This window comes from Paraclostridium sp. AKS73, from assembly GCF_025671395.1.
GTDB classification, from domain to species: Bacteria; Bacillota; Clostridia; order Peptostreptococcales; family Peptostreptococcaceae; genus Paraclostridium; species Paraclostridium benzoelyticum.
Window position 1 is genome coordinate 1 of record NZ_JAIXHU010000055.1, and the last position, 15,598, is coordinate 15,598.

17 protein-coding genes are annotated in these 15,598 nt (G+C 25.2%); 9 read left to right on the forward strand and 8 right to left on the reverse strand.

The features are described 5' to 3' along the window. Positions 1-275 precede the first annotated feature (275 nt). Both LEQ07_RS18475 and LEQ07_RS18480 read right to left on the reverse strand, forming a co-directional pair. Positions 276-566, reverse strand: coding sequence for a hypothetical protein (locus LEQ07_RS18475; protein WP_263331777.1), 291 nt, complete (start codon positions 564-566; stop codon positions 276-278). A 109-nt stretch (positions 567-675) separates the two neighbouring features. After that, positions 676-897, reverse strand: a complete 222-nt coding sequence (locus LEQ07_RS18480; protein ID WP_025163165.1) for a hypothetical protein — start codon at positions 895-897, stop codon at positions 676-678. 215 nt (positions 898-1,112) lie between these two features. Between LEQ07_RS18480 and LEQ07_RS18485 the strand changes: the two genes are divergently transcribed. Next, the gene (locus LEQ07_RS18485) at positions 1,113-1,736 is read left to right on the forward strand and encodes a hypothetical protein (RefSeq protein WP_263331778.1); all 624 of its coding nucleotides are present in this window, start codon (positions 1,113-1,115) and stop codon (positions 1,734-1,736) included. 297 nt (positions 1,737-2,033) lie between these two features. On the opposite strand, the gene LEQ07_RS18490 is transcribed toward LEQ07_RS18485, so the two are convergent. After that, positions 2,034-2,237, reverse strand: coding sequence for a hypothetical protein (locus LEQ07_RS18490; RefSeq protein ID WP_035117289.1), 204 nt, complete (start codon positions 2,235-2,237; stop codon positions 2,034-2,036). A gap of 763 nt (positions 2,238-3,000) precedes the next feature. Between LEQ07_RS18490 and LEQ07_RS18495 the strand changes: the two genes are divergently transcribed. After that, a complete protein-coding gene (locus tag LEQ07_RS18495; RefSeq protein WP_263331779.1) occupies positions 3,001-3,243 on the forward strand; it encodes a hypothetical protein in 243 nt (80 codons plus the stop codon). A gap of 143 nt (positions 3,244-3,386) precedes the next feature. Here LEQ07_RS18495 and LEQ07_RS18500 read toward each other — a convergent pair whose 3' ends face one another. Next, a complete protein-coding gene (locus tag LEQ07_RS18500) occupies positions 3,387-3,629 on the reverse strand; it encodes a hypothetical protein (protein WP_263331780.1) in 243 nt (80 codons plus the stop codon). Between the two features lie 15 nt (positions 3,630-3,644). Next, the gene (locus tag LEQ07_RS18505) at positions 3,645-4,502 is read right to left on the reverse strand and encodes a hypothetical protein (protein ID WP_263331781.1); all 858 of its coding nucleotides are present in this window, start codon (positions 4,500-4,502) and stop codon (positions 3,645-3,647) included. 84 nt (positions 4,503-4,586) lie between these two features. Here LEQ07_RS18505 and LEQ07_RS18510 point away from each other — a divergent pair, with 84 nt between their 5' ends. After that, a complete protein-coding gene (locus LEQ07_RS18510; protein WP_263331782.1) occupies positions 4,587-5,099 on the forward strand; it encodes a hypothetical protein in 513 nt (170 codons plus the stop codon). A 146-nt stretch (positions 5,100-5,245) separates the two neighbouring features. Here LEQ07_RS18510 and LEQ07_RS18515 read toward each other — a convergent pair whose 3' ends face one another. Next, positions 5,246-5,728, reverse strand: coding sequence for a hypothetical protein (locus LEQ07_RS18515; RefSeq protein ID WP_263331783.1), 483 nt, complete (start codon positions 5,726-5,728; stop codon positions 5,246-5,248). A 700-nt stretch (positions 5,729-6,428) separates the two neighbouring features. Here LEQ07_RS18515 and LEQ07_RS18520 point away from each other — a divergent pair. The 6 genes from LEQ07_RS18520 (at position 6,429) to LEQ07_RS18545 (ending at position 11,475) form a co-directional block, all read left to right on the forward strand. After that, a complete protein-coding gene (locus tag LEQ07_RS18520; RefSeq protein ID WP_263331784.1) occupies positions 6,429-6,740 on the forward strand; it encodes an RNA polymerase sigma factor in 312 nt (103 codons plus the stop codon). Further along, positions 6,737-7,744, forward strand: coding sequence for a sigma-70 family RNA polymerase sigma factor (locus LEQ07_RS18525; protein ID WP_263331785.1), 1,008 nt, complete (start codon positions 6,737-6,739; stop codon positions 7,742-7,744). Before LEQ07_RS18520 ends, LEQ07_RS18525 begins: the two co-directional genes overlap by 4 nt. A gap of 246 nt (positions 7,745-7,990) precedes the next feature. Then, entirely contained in the window at positions 7,991-8,320 is a 330-nt protein-coding gene (locus tag LEQ07_RS18530) for a hypothetical protein (RefSeq protein ID WP_263331786.1), read from the forward strand. Next, positions 8,263-10,215, forward strand: a complete 1,953-nt coding sequence (locus tag LEQ07_RS18535; protein WP_263331787.1) for a DUF5011 domain-containing protein — start codon at positions 8,263-8,265, stop codon at positions 10,213-10,215. The genes LEQ07_RS18530 and LEQ07_RS18535 overlap by 58 nt, the downstream gene beginning before the upstream one ends. A gap of 246 nt (positions 10,216-10,461) precedes the next feature. Continuing rightward, the gene (locus LEQ07_RS18540; RefSeq protein ID WP_035117301.1) at positions 10,462-10,677 is read left to right on the forward strand and encodes a helix-turn-helix transcriptional regulator; all 216 of its coding nucleotides are present in this window, start codon (positions 10,462-10,464) and stop codon (positions 10,675-10,677) included. Positions 10,678-10,788: 111 nt separating this feature from the next. Then, positions 10,789-11,475: a DUF3169 family protein gene (locus tag LEQ07_RS18545; RefSeq protein WP_263331788.1), complete on the forward strand. Its 687-nt coding sequence runs from the start codon at positions 10,789-10,791 to the stop codon at positions 11,473-11,475. Between the two features lie 742 nt (positions 11,476-12,217). On the opposite strand, the gene murJ is transcribed toward LEQ07_RS18545, so the two are convergent. Continuing rightward, positions 12,218-13,834: a murein biosynthesis integral membrane protein MurJ gene (gene murJ, locus LEQ07_RS18550; RefSeq protein WP_263331789.1), complete on the reverse strand. Its 1,617-nt coding sequence runs from the start codon at positions 13,832-13,834 to the stop codon at positions 12,218-12,220. A 977-nt stretch (positions 13,835-14,811) separates the two neighbouring features. Continuing rightward, positions 14,812-15,432 carry a recombinase family protein gene (locus tag LEQ07_RS18555; protein ID WP_263331790.1) on the reverse strand — a complete coding sequence of 207 codons (621 nt, stop codon included), beginning with the start codon at positions 15,430-15,432 and terminating at the stop codon, positions 14,812-14,814. Between the last annotated feature and the right edge of the window lie 166 nt (positions 15,433-15,598).

A 15,598-nucleotide genomic window follows, 5' to 3' on the forward strand; every position in this document is an offset into this window, starting at 1 on the left:
AATTATTTCATATATAATCCTCCATAAAATAGATTATATATAAAATTAATAAGTTTCAATATGTAAATATTTTTATAAAATATAGGTTTGCCTAAATAAAAATAACCTTCTTTTAATGGATTTATCATTATTTCCATTTAAAAAAGGCTATTTTTTATAAGATTTTTTCTAACTTTTTAACTTATTCATATATAATTCATTAAATTTTACACATATTAACATTAATGCCTTTGGTAAACAATACCATAAAAAATATATTACTAAAGATATAACATTTATATAATTCCTGTATGAAAAATCAAAATACTAGTTTCAATGATAGTAGTTATAATTGATATTACAATTATCTTAAGATCATTTTTCTTATTTAAATGTATATTTTTATAAAAAAGATAAGTTAAATAAATATAGCCTAAAGCCACTATAATTTCTCCTAATACAATAAATAGATATAAATCAAAATCACTTATAGATCCTAAATAAATAGACATAAATGCATACCCAATTATACAATATGTATTACTTAAATAAACTAAAGTTTTTAGAATTTTGTTAATAACTTCCATATATAATCCTCCGTAAAATAGATTATATATGAAAATCAATAAGTTTCAATAAATATATGCTATAAATTATAAAAACTAGATATAATCTTATACCTAGTTTTTACTTTTGTTAAGCCTTATGATTAGCCATTATATTTTTAACTTCTTCTATACACTCAGGTTTTATTAACTCCAACATTCTTGGAATAAAACTCATCATATACTCTTTGTTAAAAGTTCCTTCATCTTGCTTTTTAAAACTTTCATTTAGTAATTCTTTTGCTTTATCTTGATTTTCTAAAGCTACTCTTTCCATTATAAAATTAAAGAATCTTTCTTGGCCATTATTCATTGTGTTTATCTCCTTTTAATTTGGGTTCTAAGCTACGTTGATTCAGTAATATATATTATATACTAAACCTTGAGCAAATAGGTGTACTTTAGCACTGATTACTAAAATATAAGTCCTAAATACATTAACTAAGTTTTTTCAAAATTATGTATATTAGATCATTCATAGATTTAAATGTAAATAAATGGTAATATATCACAGTGAATAATGTAGGTATGTACGTTTATAAAAAGATTGAGGGGGGATTTAATGAGAAGAAAAAACATGTTTTGATAATTCTAATTATCTTATTTATAGGTATAAACTATCTAATTTCTAAATCTAAAAATGAAAATAAAGAATCTATAAAGAACGTTAAAGCAATAGAATTCACAAAAGAGATTGGAGATAACGGAGTAGGGGTTTTATTAGATACAAAAAAAATGGGTACTAATAAAAATCCTTTGCAAGCAAATGTAGAAGAGCTTAATAAATTTCAAACTCAAATTTTAGATGAAAACAATAATGAGAAGTTGAAAAAGTTGTATCTAAATGCAAAATCAAATACAATTTCTGAAGATGAATTTGAATCTAATTTCTATACAAAAGACAAGGATATATACTCAAAGATAAGGTATAAAGTAGTTTTTTCCGTTGATAGCGATTCATTATATTCACATTATCAGCTAGGTGCGGGGTGTATTTTTGACAATGGAGTATTTTATCAGTCCATTGATAAGTTTTCTAAAAATGGACATGTATATGTTTATTTAAAAGGAAAGTTCAGTTCTGAAGATATGAAAATGGTACAGAGTATATATGACAAAGCGTATGCTCACAAATTAAATGGTTATAACTAAAAGTAGTACATAGAGTAAATATAAATCTACTTTATGTACTACTTTTACTAGTAAACAACACATATTAACTTTTCGCGTTCGTTGATACAATTAAATAAACGTTTTTATAAACCACATAAAAAACTATAAGGAATTTAATATAACATGCACTCTTTTGATAATAAGTTGTAAAAAAATATATATGCTATGTTTTTATTATATCATCTATCTTTGTATTATTAAAAATTCAAATATCTTATAGTATTTATTTAAATTTTTAATGTATTTAAGTACTAAATCAATTGCATTTCTAATCCCTTACTTCTTTTCTACGAACTTATTACCTTCTAATCTATAATTAAATAGCCAAAATAAGAAGCCTACATCTATACCTAAACAGTTACTTATAGTTTTTACATCATAATACTCTAACATCTCATTTACTACATCTACCCTTTCCTTTAAACACATATTATTAAACTGACTTGTAGTTACATACTCATCTAAATTTAAATTGTTCATTTACATCACTCCCCCATACATTCTGCACATACAAATTTTAGCTTTTTCGCCAACAAATTATATATATGCTAACCAAAAAAATTATGATATATAATTTTATATAAAAGGTTGTCCAAAAAAAAATTATAAAAATATCCTATATTAATTTGGATTAGAAATTACTACTTTTAAACTCTAATTTGAAGAAATACAATAACAAATGGTGTAACAAATTATATAACAAATATATTTTATATTTGTTATATAATTTGTTACACCATTTTAATAAGAAATTTCAACTATATTTTATTTGTTTTTGTATTATCCTATAGTTCTATAACTAAAAATAATCCAAACTACATAAGCTAATCCTAATAAAATAAAGCCTACTATAAAATATAATAAAATTTTCAAATCTTTTTTTCTATTATCTGTCATTCATATAATCCCCCTGTGTAATTTGTTGCACCATTTTATCTGGTTACATTCTTTTTATTTTTCAGTCCTAAATAACATAATGTTAATCCAAACAATAAATTAGTTTTTTTAAATATTAAAATAAATTTATTATTATAAATTCATTTTATCACAATATGTTTGATATTTTTAACATAGTCAGAGACCTTTTGGGTTTAGTTTTTTTATACTTAACTACTAATAATTATCATAGACTTGTTAAACTAGAAAGACTCGAAAACAGTGGAATATCAGATGAAAAATATAACGCTTATGATGAACATTTAAATCTAGAGTGTATTTTATTTATTATCAAGGGGGTAAAGTTTTGGATTGGATGATTTGGGCTTGTTTTATTTGTATTATGCTTTATTCTTCATATCCAGGAAAAATAAGAAAGCTTGAACATAAAATAAAAAAACTTGAAAGAATTCAGAAAGGGAATTGTAAAATAAGAACAAATGAGGTGTTTTTTATGGATATAAATGGTGAATCAAAATTTTCAATATTAGAGGCTGATGATGAATGGATAAAACTTTCTTATCTAGATAAAAACATGTTACGAAAATAAAAGTTATAAGGATTGACTCTATATCTAATATTGAGTTAACTTCAGAGTAATTCATAATTTTAAAATCATCTTAAAATTTATTTATAAATATGTGCACTAACTTATGTATTCTTACCTAACATTAAAGAATAACAACTGTATATTTAAAAGACTATTACTGAAAAATATGGGTCTTTTTTCAAACGTTGAACTTGCCTCACTGATAACCCTAGTTTTTCAGCTATATCTTTATTTTTTAATCCTAGTTCTACAAACTCTTTAATCTTATTTATATTATCAACTTTTTCTTGTTCCCTTTTAGTTAACCCTTCTTCATTTCTTCTCTCTAACCTTCTTCTTTTATTATTTCTATAGTACTTTTCCTCTTTATTAATTATAGTTATCATATGCTTTTGCTCTCTTCACGTAATTCCTAATCGTTTAATTAAAGCAGTATTTTTATACCAATATCCTTCTTTATCCATCATCCTTTTAGAGACTTTTTTAATCTCTCCATTCCTTAAACCTTGTTCATACTCTATAAACTTTTCAATAGCTTTTGAAATACACCTTAGAATAGCTTTTACTTCGGTATGTTTAAGTAGTTCTTTAAAAGAATTATTTAACTTAATAACTTCCTTTTTAAGTTCATCTAGATTTCTATTATATATTCCTTTCCAATATAAATAACAATGAATAATCATATTTCTATAACCTTTCATATCAAAGTTTCTGATTTTACATAAGGTTTGTAAATCACAGACTCTTTGCATATGCAAGCTATATGAATTAAAGAATTTATTTGAAATGACTTTATTACCTTGTCCTTTAGTGTCTTGAATCTGTAGTTGATATGATTTAGGATTATAATTTAAATATTTATCTCTTAATTCATACATAGAATATTCTAGCGCATCATCTATATATAAAACTTCGCAGTTTAATTGGTTCTTAGAGTTTATAGTTCCTGGTAATCTAAGGACCCTAGCACTACCTGTAGCCTTTTTATCTGCTCTAAATGTTTCAGATTTTTCTAAACCTACATTTTGACAATCTATATCTTGAAATAAAGATCTAAACTGTCTTATGTTTTTAACCCTTCTCTTTGGAATGTACATTGTGTTTGGCGCTACAAACACATCATTTTCTTCAGTAAGCACTTCTACAATGTCTCTTAACTCCTCATTCCTAGTATTATATATTTCAACTTTATCAACCCGTATTTGTGTTCTTAATAGTATGAATGTACCCCAATATATTATATCACTGAGAAATTTCAAATACCAATTATTGACAAATACTATTTTAAAATATATCTTTACTTTATGATTAGAAATAAAATTTATAAAAGGGAGTAATTTAGAATGAGATCAAAGAAAAGGTATTTCCCAATAATTATTGTGGTTATTATTTTTGCGTTTTTCATGTTTAATAGATCAAATACTATTAAAAACAATATTGCTGATGCTGAAGAATTGTCTAATGTATCTACTAATCTGCAAGATTCAGAAGATATATTATTATTAGACTCAAGTAAAATTTATGAAAAAGACGATTCAAAGAATATTCCAATGGAAAGTGATCCTAACGACTCTATACCTATTAATAAAGAAGATATATATACAATAGAAAATTTATTTAAAAATACAAACCTTACGTTAGCGACTCAACATGAATTTTTAAATATTGTTAGAACAAAAAATAAAAGTGTTTATACAAAAACTAAATATCAAATAATGTCATATATCCAAGGTAATTGGAGAGGAGGATTATACTTAGGTCGTGGTTATATACTTGATGATGGAACATTTTATCAAGGTTTTTTTAAAGATGGAAATACCATTATGCTAAAGGTAAGTTTACAGAATCTGAAATGAAAGTAATTGAAGATATTTATCAAAGAGCTATTGAAAAAAAAACATAAAATATAAGCTACATACGTTTTAAAATATAATAATTAATACTTATGTAGCAGTTTTACAAAACTATTTGAGTTCTTTCTTCAACTTCTATTAGAATACAATTACTTAGAACTCTCCCAATTTGAATTTATTTCTACTCTTTTAAATTTTATTCCTGATACTGTATTTAAATCATAATTTTTAATATTATTTTCCAGTGGTTTATAAGGATGTATGTAACAAACATAGAAAACAAAATCTTCTATACCGTATTTAGCATAAGTTACACCTTTATCTTCACTAAATTTACTTTCAATTTCTTTAATTCCATCTGGTAAGATGTTTTTTACATATTCTTTTGCCTCTTCCATTGTTTTAATAGGTTGATCTTGACTATCATAAATACATGCGTTATACATTTTATCTTTTACTTCACTTAAACTATCGTTGAAACTAATTTTATTAACAGCATCTTTGTTTATATTATGTTGGTTACTAATTTTTTTAGAATCATCTTCTTTACTTGTGTTTTCAACCTTACTACATCCTAATGTAAATATACAAATTAAAAATGTAAACCCTAGTACTAATCTTTTTTTTATCATAATTTCCCCACTCCTTTATACTGATTATACAATTAACAATAATTATACCAGAGGATTATTTTAAAATAAAATTTCAATTCACTTTAGAGCCTACATCTGTTGCAGAATCACCTAGCACTTCTTTTATTGCTAATAATAAGTTTTCATAAATTTATTATTAGCAATAAAAGAAGTGCACATAGAGCAAATGTCGTTCTAATTTATGTACTCTCTCTTTTTATCAACAACACATACAAACTGTTTATTGTCCATTAATTTTTAATATGTAAAATCTATAGAGTTTAATATCCTAAAAATGATCAAACAGTAATTTATCCTAAGGTATATAACTAATTATTGTTAATATAATTGGAATTTTTAGTCATTCATATTATACTTATAGTTATTCCAATATATTTAGCTTATAAATAGTTCAATAATTTATGACTATATACTTAAAGTGACATCATATGTTCTTTTATAAATATGTTGAAAGTATATGTTAAAAATTGATATTAAACTGATTTAAATCAATTTAGAAAGAGTATAAATGATGGTATTGAAATAATATGTTAGAAATTCGAACTATTTTATATGGAAATAGATCTTATTAAAGGTATAATATTATATACAATCAAAGAATAAAAACTACAAAAATTAATTATATAATGCTTTAGACAAATAAAGAAACAATAACTACTATTTTAGAAAAGGATGATTTATGAAAAAATATGATTATAAGCAAATAGAAAAATTAGTTATTAAAGCACAGAGCGGTGGTAATGAAGCCTTTGAAGAGTTGTACAGTACAACATATAAAAATGTATATTTTTATGTATTATCTATTTTAAAAGATGACACCTTAGCAGAAGATATATCTCAAGATGTATTTTTAATTGTAATGAAGTCTATAAATGATCTTAAAAACCCAAAATTGTTTATAGCTTGGGTGAAAAAATTGCATATAATAGATGTCTTCAAGAAATCAATTCTTCTAAAAAGCTTGCATACTGCAATTATGAAGATACCTTGAAAAATGATACTTTCTCTGAAGTTGATAATGTGATAGAACATACATATGAAAAGAAAGAAAAACATACTTATCTTGTATCTTTAATAGACAAGTTATCATTGCAGCACAAGAATTTAATACTGTTTAAATATTATGAAGGCTTAAAAAGCGAGGAAATAGCATTTATAATGGATCTGCCTCTAGGAACGGTAAAAAGCGGACTTCATTATGCAAAGAAAAAATTAAAATCTATGTATTTAAGTGATAATTTCTACGGAATGATTTTTATTCCAAGTATATCAAAATCATTAAATATACATTATTATAATACTGCAAAGAACATTACAGTTCCTTCACTCGCTAAAAGCATATATTTATCCCAAAATGCAGCTGCAAGCACAAACTATTTAGGAGGATCAAGTAAAATAAATATAGGAAATAACTTTAAATTTACAGCTGTATCCTCAACAATTGTAACTTCTGGTATTTTATTAACTACTATAGGACTAGATCCAAGAATAAAATCTATATCTTATAATGATAGTAAATATACAAATAAAAATTTAGAACTGGAAATTACATTGAGAAACTCTGCATTTTTAGATGAAATTTACATATTAGATGCCAATGGAAATAAGATTTATAGCAGTACATCAAAACATAATAAAATTTCAACAGTTATAACAGAAAATGGAGCTTATAAAATATACACTAAGTCTATTTTTAACAAAACAAATACAAAAGATATAGATGTTAATTGCATCGACAAAACAAAACCTCAAATTATAGATTATAAATATAATGAAGAGGAAATAGTTATAAACGTAACTGATGATCTATCCAACATAAATTATGATAAATCATATATAACTGATGTAGATGGAAATAAAGCTGAAATATTTTCAAATGAAAATAAAAATGAAATTAAGTTAAAAACAAGTAAATATAACACTAACTTTACATTGTATTTGTATGATAAGGCTGGAAATTTATCTAAATACTTGATTAATATAAAGTTTAAATAATAATATATTTAATATGATGGAAATTGACTTTAATGTAAAATGATTATTATATCTATAAAAAAAATACTATGTAAAATAGTATTTTTTAGAGAATTTGAACCTTTTTAATAAAACTCAACCTTATTAATTAGTATATAAATTTTTTAAAGTTTAGGACACAAAAGTAAAGGTATATAAATATAACATTGTAATAAGGAGACATCTTAAATGAAAAACAAGCAAATTAAAAAAGCAGTAGCAGGTGCAATGGCTACAACGATATTAATGAACCCAATGTCTATAAGTATTTATGCAAATGAAATTACACAAGATGTATCAACGGAAGATACTAACAACGTAGAAACTAACCCAGTAACAAACGATACAAATGAAATAACAAATAATCCAACTGAAAAAGATAAAGTATTAGTTCCAGAAGAAATACCTGAAAACCAGAAGTTTCATCAGAAAATGAAAAAACTGCATATGGAAATAGATATAGATTTGAAACTAGTTACTCTGATAATAAATATGGGCATTTGCACTATAATTTATCTACAGGAGAAGATATCCATACAAATTGGCACTTCGCTTTAACTAATGGAACACTTAGTGAATACTCTTATACATTTACAAACCATACTGAAGAAGGTAAAAAGTACGTAGAATTTACTAAACTACCAGTAATAAAGGAAGATTCACAAAGTGCATTCACTCTTGAATATTCAACTGATGGAAGTTCTTTTTCTACCGATGTTCCAGAGTTAAAGAATCTTGTAGCTTTTAGAGTAACTTTAAAATCTACTATTTCAGGACATGAAAATCCTAAATTAAATGTTGAATATTCTTTTAAACCAATTAATATTCCTAAAGACTTTGTAAATTCTGAACATCTTATTATAGGAGGATATCAAACAACTAAATACGGAACTACTTGGGTTTCTGATATAAATTCAAATATGATTCATTTTTATGAAAGAACACCAAACCATGCTCCTGTGATACATGCAGAAGATAAAACTATAGAAGTTGGAGATAAGTTTAACCCAATGTATGGGGTTAGTGCTACTGATAAAGAGGATGGTAATATAACTAAAGATATTAAAGTTATAAAAAATACAGTAGATACAAGCAAAGCTGGTAAATATAAAGTTGTATATTCAGTAACTGACAGCAATGGGGCTACAACTACTGAAGACATAACTGTAACTGTAAAGCTTAAAGACTTAACTTTAAATAAGCCGCCTGTAATAAAAGCAGAAAACAAAACTATCAAAGTTGGAGATAAATTCAATCCATTGGATGGAGTTACTGCCATTGATGAAGAAGACGGCAATATAACTAAGGACATTAAAGTTATAAAAAATACAGTAGATACAAGTGAAGTTGGTATATATAAAGTTATATATAAAGTAACTGATAGTAAAGGGGCTTCAAATACTAAGCCTATATTAGTAACAGTAAGAAGTAATGATAAACCATTAATAATCGGTGCTGATGATACCAGCATAAAAGAAGGAACTTTATTTGATCCAATGGACGGAGTTGCTGCTATTGACACTGAAGATGGTAATATAACAAAGCATATTAAAGTTGATGGATATGTGAATACTAATAAACCTGGAACATATGAACTAACGTATAAAGTAAATGATAAAGACGGAAATACTGATACCGTTAAAAGAACTATAATTGTAAATCCTAAAGAATTACATATAAATAATTTACCTGTTATAAATGCAAGTAATAAAACTATCAAAGTTGGAGACACGTTTAATCCAATGACAGGGGTTACGGCTACTGATAAAGAGGATGGTAATATAACAAAACATATTAAAGTTATAGAAAACACAGTAAATACAAATAAAGAAGGTACATACAAAGTTGTATATAAAGTAACTGATAGTAATGGAGCTACAACTACTAAATCTATAGATGTAATTGTAAAGAGCAATGATAAACCAGTAATAAACGGTGCTAACAATGCTAGTATAAAAGAAGGAACTTCATTTGATTCAATGAAAGGAGTTACTGCTACTGATAAAGAAGATGGCAATATAACAAAGCATATCAAAGTTACTGGAAGTGTAGACACTAACAAACCTGGAACATACGAACTAACATATACTGTAACTGATAAAAATGGAAATTCTACTACTACTAAAAGAACTATAACTGTAAGCCCTAAAGATGAAGAGACAAGTAATTTACCTGAAATAAATGAAGATAATAAAACTCCAAATGTTGAAGATACTGTTAATTCAACAGATAGACCTAGTTCTACTGATACAAAACCAGCTATAAATAAACCTAATTCACCTCAAGAACATAAAAAGACATTAGAAGTAACTATTTCTAGTTTAGATGATAATAAAGAGGTTTTTAGTTCAAATCCTAAAACAATAGATATGGGTATAAAAGCATTCTTATTTGTAGGTGCGATATCTGCATTCGGACTGTTTTTAAATAGAAGAAATAAATATAGAAAATAATATTGAAGGAGTACAAAATACATGTATGTTGAACTACTTATCAAGATTATTAAAGAATTAAATAAAGATAAAGATTTGTAATTTAAAGTGCTTTGATTTACCAAAAAGCTGTATTAAAATATTAACTTATTTTAATACAGCTTTTTTTAGTTTTATACGCTTGACAATTATAGTTGTCATAAGCTATAGTTAATATTGACAAATATAGTTGTCATATTGACAACAAAAATAGTCAGGAGGGGTTATATGCCATTAAATAATCGCTTGAAAGAATATCGAGCTAAGATTAATGTAAATCAGACTGAGATGGGGGTATTAGTTGGCGTGTCTAGACAGACGATAAGCCAAATTGAGAGAGGGGATTACTCTCCTTCAGTTACTTTAGCTTTAAAAATAGCAAAGATTTTTAATGTAAGTGTAGAGGATATTTTTAGTTATGAGGAGGATGGGGTTAATGAGTAATAAATGTATGGATGAAATCAAAAAAGAGGATAAGAAAGCTTTTAAAAGTTTTATAATCATAATGATAATATCTGGTATTATTGAGGTTTTGTTGGAGGATTTCTTGGTGGTATGTCTGACAATCTAAAACAAATTTTAGGTGAAAATTTATCTAATTCGTTAGTAAGTATTCTTCAAGAGATTACGCCATTTGCAAGTCTTATCCTTTCAATATTACTGATAATAGTAGGTAAAATAATATATACTGACTCACGAAAAGGATATGAATTATGGAAAAAATCAAATGAAGATGACACTACTATCGATAAAATTGAAGAAAATTTATCTTATTTAAAGCTACTAACTTCTATAAATGCCATTCTTGGATTTTTATTCTTTGGCCTAGGTGTTATTTTAACGCCCTTCCATGATGCAAATAGTGATATAAACACTGTAAATATTGTTTTCTTTTTTATAGGTTATATAATATCTATGATATCTTCAATATTAATTCATAAAAAAATAATTAATTTGGAAAAAGAAATGAACCCATTATTAAAAGGTAGCATATACGACATGAATTTTTCTAAAAAATGGATAGATAGTTGTGATGAGTCTATAAAATTATGTATATTTAAAAGTGCTTATAAAGCATATATATCTGTATCTAAAACATGTATTATACTTTGGTTATTTTGTATTATAGGCCACGTTTTATGGAACTTTGGTATCATGCCTATAGTAATAGTAACTATTATATTGCTAGTTCAAACAATTTCTTATTGTTTAGAATCAATTAAATACTCAAAGGCACAATAAATATTAATTCAAAATATGATTTTTATATTGAATTAATAGCTGTATTCTAGTATATATGATAGTTACTAGAATACAGCTATTTTTATTGTTTATTATAAAGAAAATCAAGAAATTTATAATTTAAAGCCTTTACTCTATGTTAAAATAAATATAGGAATAAATGGTTAAATTTATAAATATTTACTGTTATATATTAGTTTAACACTAATATTAAGACTGGAATTTAGAGGAATTAAATGTTGTATATTAGGGGGTAAAATAATGTGGAATAATAAATTATTGTCATTTGTTTTCATAATTCTAGGTATTGGATTTATAATCTTTTGTTTCTTATTTAAATACATATTTAGCAAGAAATTCATTAATCAATATTCAAATCCTAATAGATATATTAACTCCATATTTTATTTAAGTTTTATTACTGGTGTAACTTATATTATTTTAGGTGGAATTTACTTCTACAAACAATATTCTATTTCTATAATCATTGCATCTGCTATTACAGGAATTATTTTAATAAAGTTACCAAAAATCAGAAATAATTATGGAATAAAAAATAGTACTCGTAATTAATAGAATTGGATTGATGTAGGGTTGAAAATTTCCATTTCTAGGATGTATTGTTTTAATTAAGTTTTGATTGTCAAAAAAAGAAATAAATTTATAATTTAATTAATAATTAATTTTGAATATATAATATATTTGTATAAAATTAAATATATTATATATTCAAACAATTTTGTTACCTCTTTATTTTATTTTTTATACTATTTAAAATTAAATTTACTTCATCTACTTTTAAAAGAATTATGCATATACCATAAGTTAATGCCCCACATCCCACTGATCCACCTAATGAAATAATATCATATACCTTTTCAGCGGTTAATTTTTTCTCTAAGGCAGCAGGTAAAATTTTATGTAATAAATCTGGTAATACTCCATCTAATACAGCAGGTACCGCCTCTTTTAAGAAATTATATACAAATAGTGTTACAACAGCCATCAATAATGCTGATACAATTGATTTTATTAAAACGATTATAATTGATTTTCCGCCAAATGGTCCAATTTTTTTTCTTAAACTTATAAATAATAATATTATGGTAACTATTGCAGAAATACTAGTTGCTAAAGCCAACCCTGCATGTTGCATATTTGTATATCTTACAAATAGTAAGTTTAATACTATATTTAATACAATAGTAATTATACCATTTACCATAGGTGTTGTTGTATCTTGTAATGAGTAAAATACCTTTCCAAGTATATCTCTAAGACCAAATCCTATGATCCCTATTGAATAAAATACTACTGCTATTGCTGTCATTTGTGTAGATTTTGCATCAAATGCACCTCTTTGGAAAAGCACTTTAACTATTGGAGTTGCAAGTATCATAGCACCTATTGATATAGGGATCAGTAAAAGTGTAACTGTGTTTACTGATGTTTTTATCGCTTTATAAAATTCTTCTTTATCGTTTTGTGTTGTTAATTTAGCTAATAATGGATAAACAACAGAAGAAATTGATACTATAAACATACCCATTACAAATGAATTCAATTTAGCTGCATAATCTAGTGATGATATACTTCCTTCAGCAAGATTAGATGCTATTGTCCTATCTACAATAGTGCTAACTTGATTGACTGCAACCCCTATTAAGACAGGTATTACAAGCCATAGCATTTTCCTTAAATATTTATCATTAAAATCAACAAATAGATTATATTTAAATCCTCTTTTTTTAGCAAAGGGTAGCTGGAATAAGAATTGTAAAAATAATCCTATTAAAGCTCCCCAAGGAAGTAAATGTATACTTATTATTGAACTCAAAACTATAGATGTTATAACTATAATATTATTTGGCACACTCATAAGTCCAGGTATTACAAAGTTTCCTTTTACCTGAAGATAAGCCGTCATAATATAACTCATTCCTAAAAAAGCTAATCCTATTATCATAATTCTAGTAAAGTATACTGTTTGAGCAAATATATCACCTTTAAATCCCATTGCAAATACATGTACAATTTGAGGTGTAAATATCAATCCTAATATAGAAAATGCCATACAAATTAAAATAACTGTATTTAATACGTTATTTGTAAATTTGTTTGCTTCCTTTTCTCCATTATTCTTAAGTACCTCTTGGTATAAAGGTATAAACGCTGTATCTAAAGATGTTCCTACTGCTGCGAATATAACTACTGGTATAGTCATAGATACTTTGAACACATCACTTATCCCCTGTGTTCCGTATACTCCAGCTAGAGTTAATTCTCTTCCAAATCCCAATACTTTTGCTATTAACGTAGCTATCATCAATCCTATCGTTGTTTTTGCTACCTTTGACATAAATATTTCTCCTTTTTTAGACTTATATAATTTACAACATTAAATAACTATGTTTTTTTAATTTATATAAGCTTTTTATTTATGTAGTTTCACTTTAAAAAGGTTAAATTTATAACTATATAATTTACCAGAATTATATTATACATCTTTTTATATCTTTTCAAGTTACAACTTTTACATTTATTTCTATTTGACTAAGTGTTAGAGTATTCTCTCTGTTTGCAATTACTACATATGTTGAATATCGAATTCCTTTTATAAGGCTTTTATGAGTTCTTTATAAAATTTTTGAACTTTTTATCCTAAATCTATTGATAATATAAAAGCCTAAAAGAATCTTTAGTATACAGATCCTTTTTAGGCTTTTAATTTAAATATTTGATATTTTTTAGTCTCTAGAAAGCTTTTAAAAGTACATAAATAAATATAATTATAGAAATTACAAGCATTACTAAGTTTGGCCAAATTTTTTTTTATAGCTTTTTTAACCATATTTTCCTCCTTAAATACTTGGTATTTTATATTATTTTTATAACATACTCTTATATATTTTTATACAAAACTGTACTAATATATATATAATATGGGTTAAAATGGGTAGCGTAGGTAAAACCATAATACACTATATCCGTTGGAAATATGTTTTTAATCAAATCAACATATAGATTTATTATTTTACGTATACCCAAATATATCAATTATCAGGAGGAGTTTAAAATTGAGCCTTTATATTAATCTTTTTTTAATTTTTGTTATTTTCATAGAAATACTGACTTCATTGACTATATCAAAAGCAGTTTTATTAAGTTATGGAAACAATACCCTTTCTAAATCAAAAATGTTGTCAATTTATTTAATTATGATTCTCATAGTTGTATTTACATGTTTATTAATGTTTTACCTAACTACACATAGTTAGGACAAAACAATAATAAATATCGGATAAACCCACTGTGAATAGGTGTATCCGATATTTATTATTTATTCGCTTCATATTCGTTTACTCTTCTATAAAAGGTATTACTTTTTAATCCTAGTATTCCCATAGCTTTTACAGCAGTAATTTGTCCTGATTTCCATTCTTTATAAACTTCTTCGAATTTTTCTCCTGGATCTATTTTACGTCTACCAAACTTAATACCTTTTTCTCTTGCTATTTTGATACCTTCTCTTTGTCTTTCTTTTGTTCTAAGTCTTTCGTCCTCTGCCATATAACTTAAAAGTTGAAGAATTATATCTGATATTAAATTTTCTAATCCGTTCATGTCTTTGTATTTAGTAGTATCTAAAAGTGGCATATCTAAAATTACTATATCTACTTTTTTAACTTTAACTAATTCATTCCATTCATCTAATATCATTTGTTTATTTCTTCCAAGTCTATCTAATGATTTTATGTATAGTACATCCCCTTCTCTAAGCATCCTTTTTAAAAGTTGGTACTCAGGTCTTTTAAAATCTTTTCCACTCGCAACTTCTAGAAATATATAACTTTCATCAATGCCCAATTTTTTTGCTTCTACAATTTGTCTTTCTAAAGTTTGATCTTTTGTACTTATCCTTGCATAAAAAAATTTCTCATACTTTTTTCCTTTCAAGTGTTATTTCCCATTCAATAAGTATACTATCATTTGAAATGTTGCAAATATAAAATTGTTTAATTTTTGAAAGAAAATAACTTTTAAAAAGCAAATATGTCAAAAAGTAGACTTTTTGACATATTTGCTTTTTTATATCTATAATGAAAAAAATATTTTAATATTA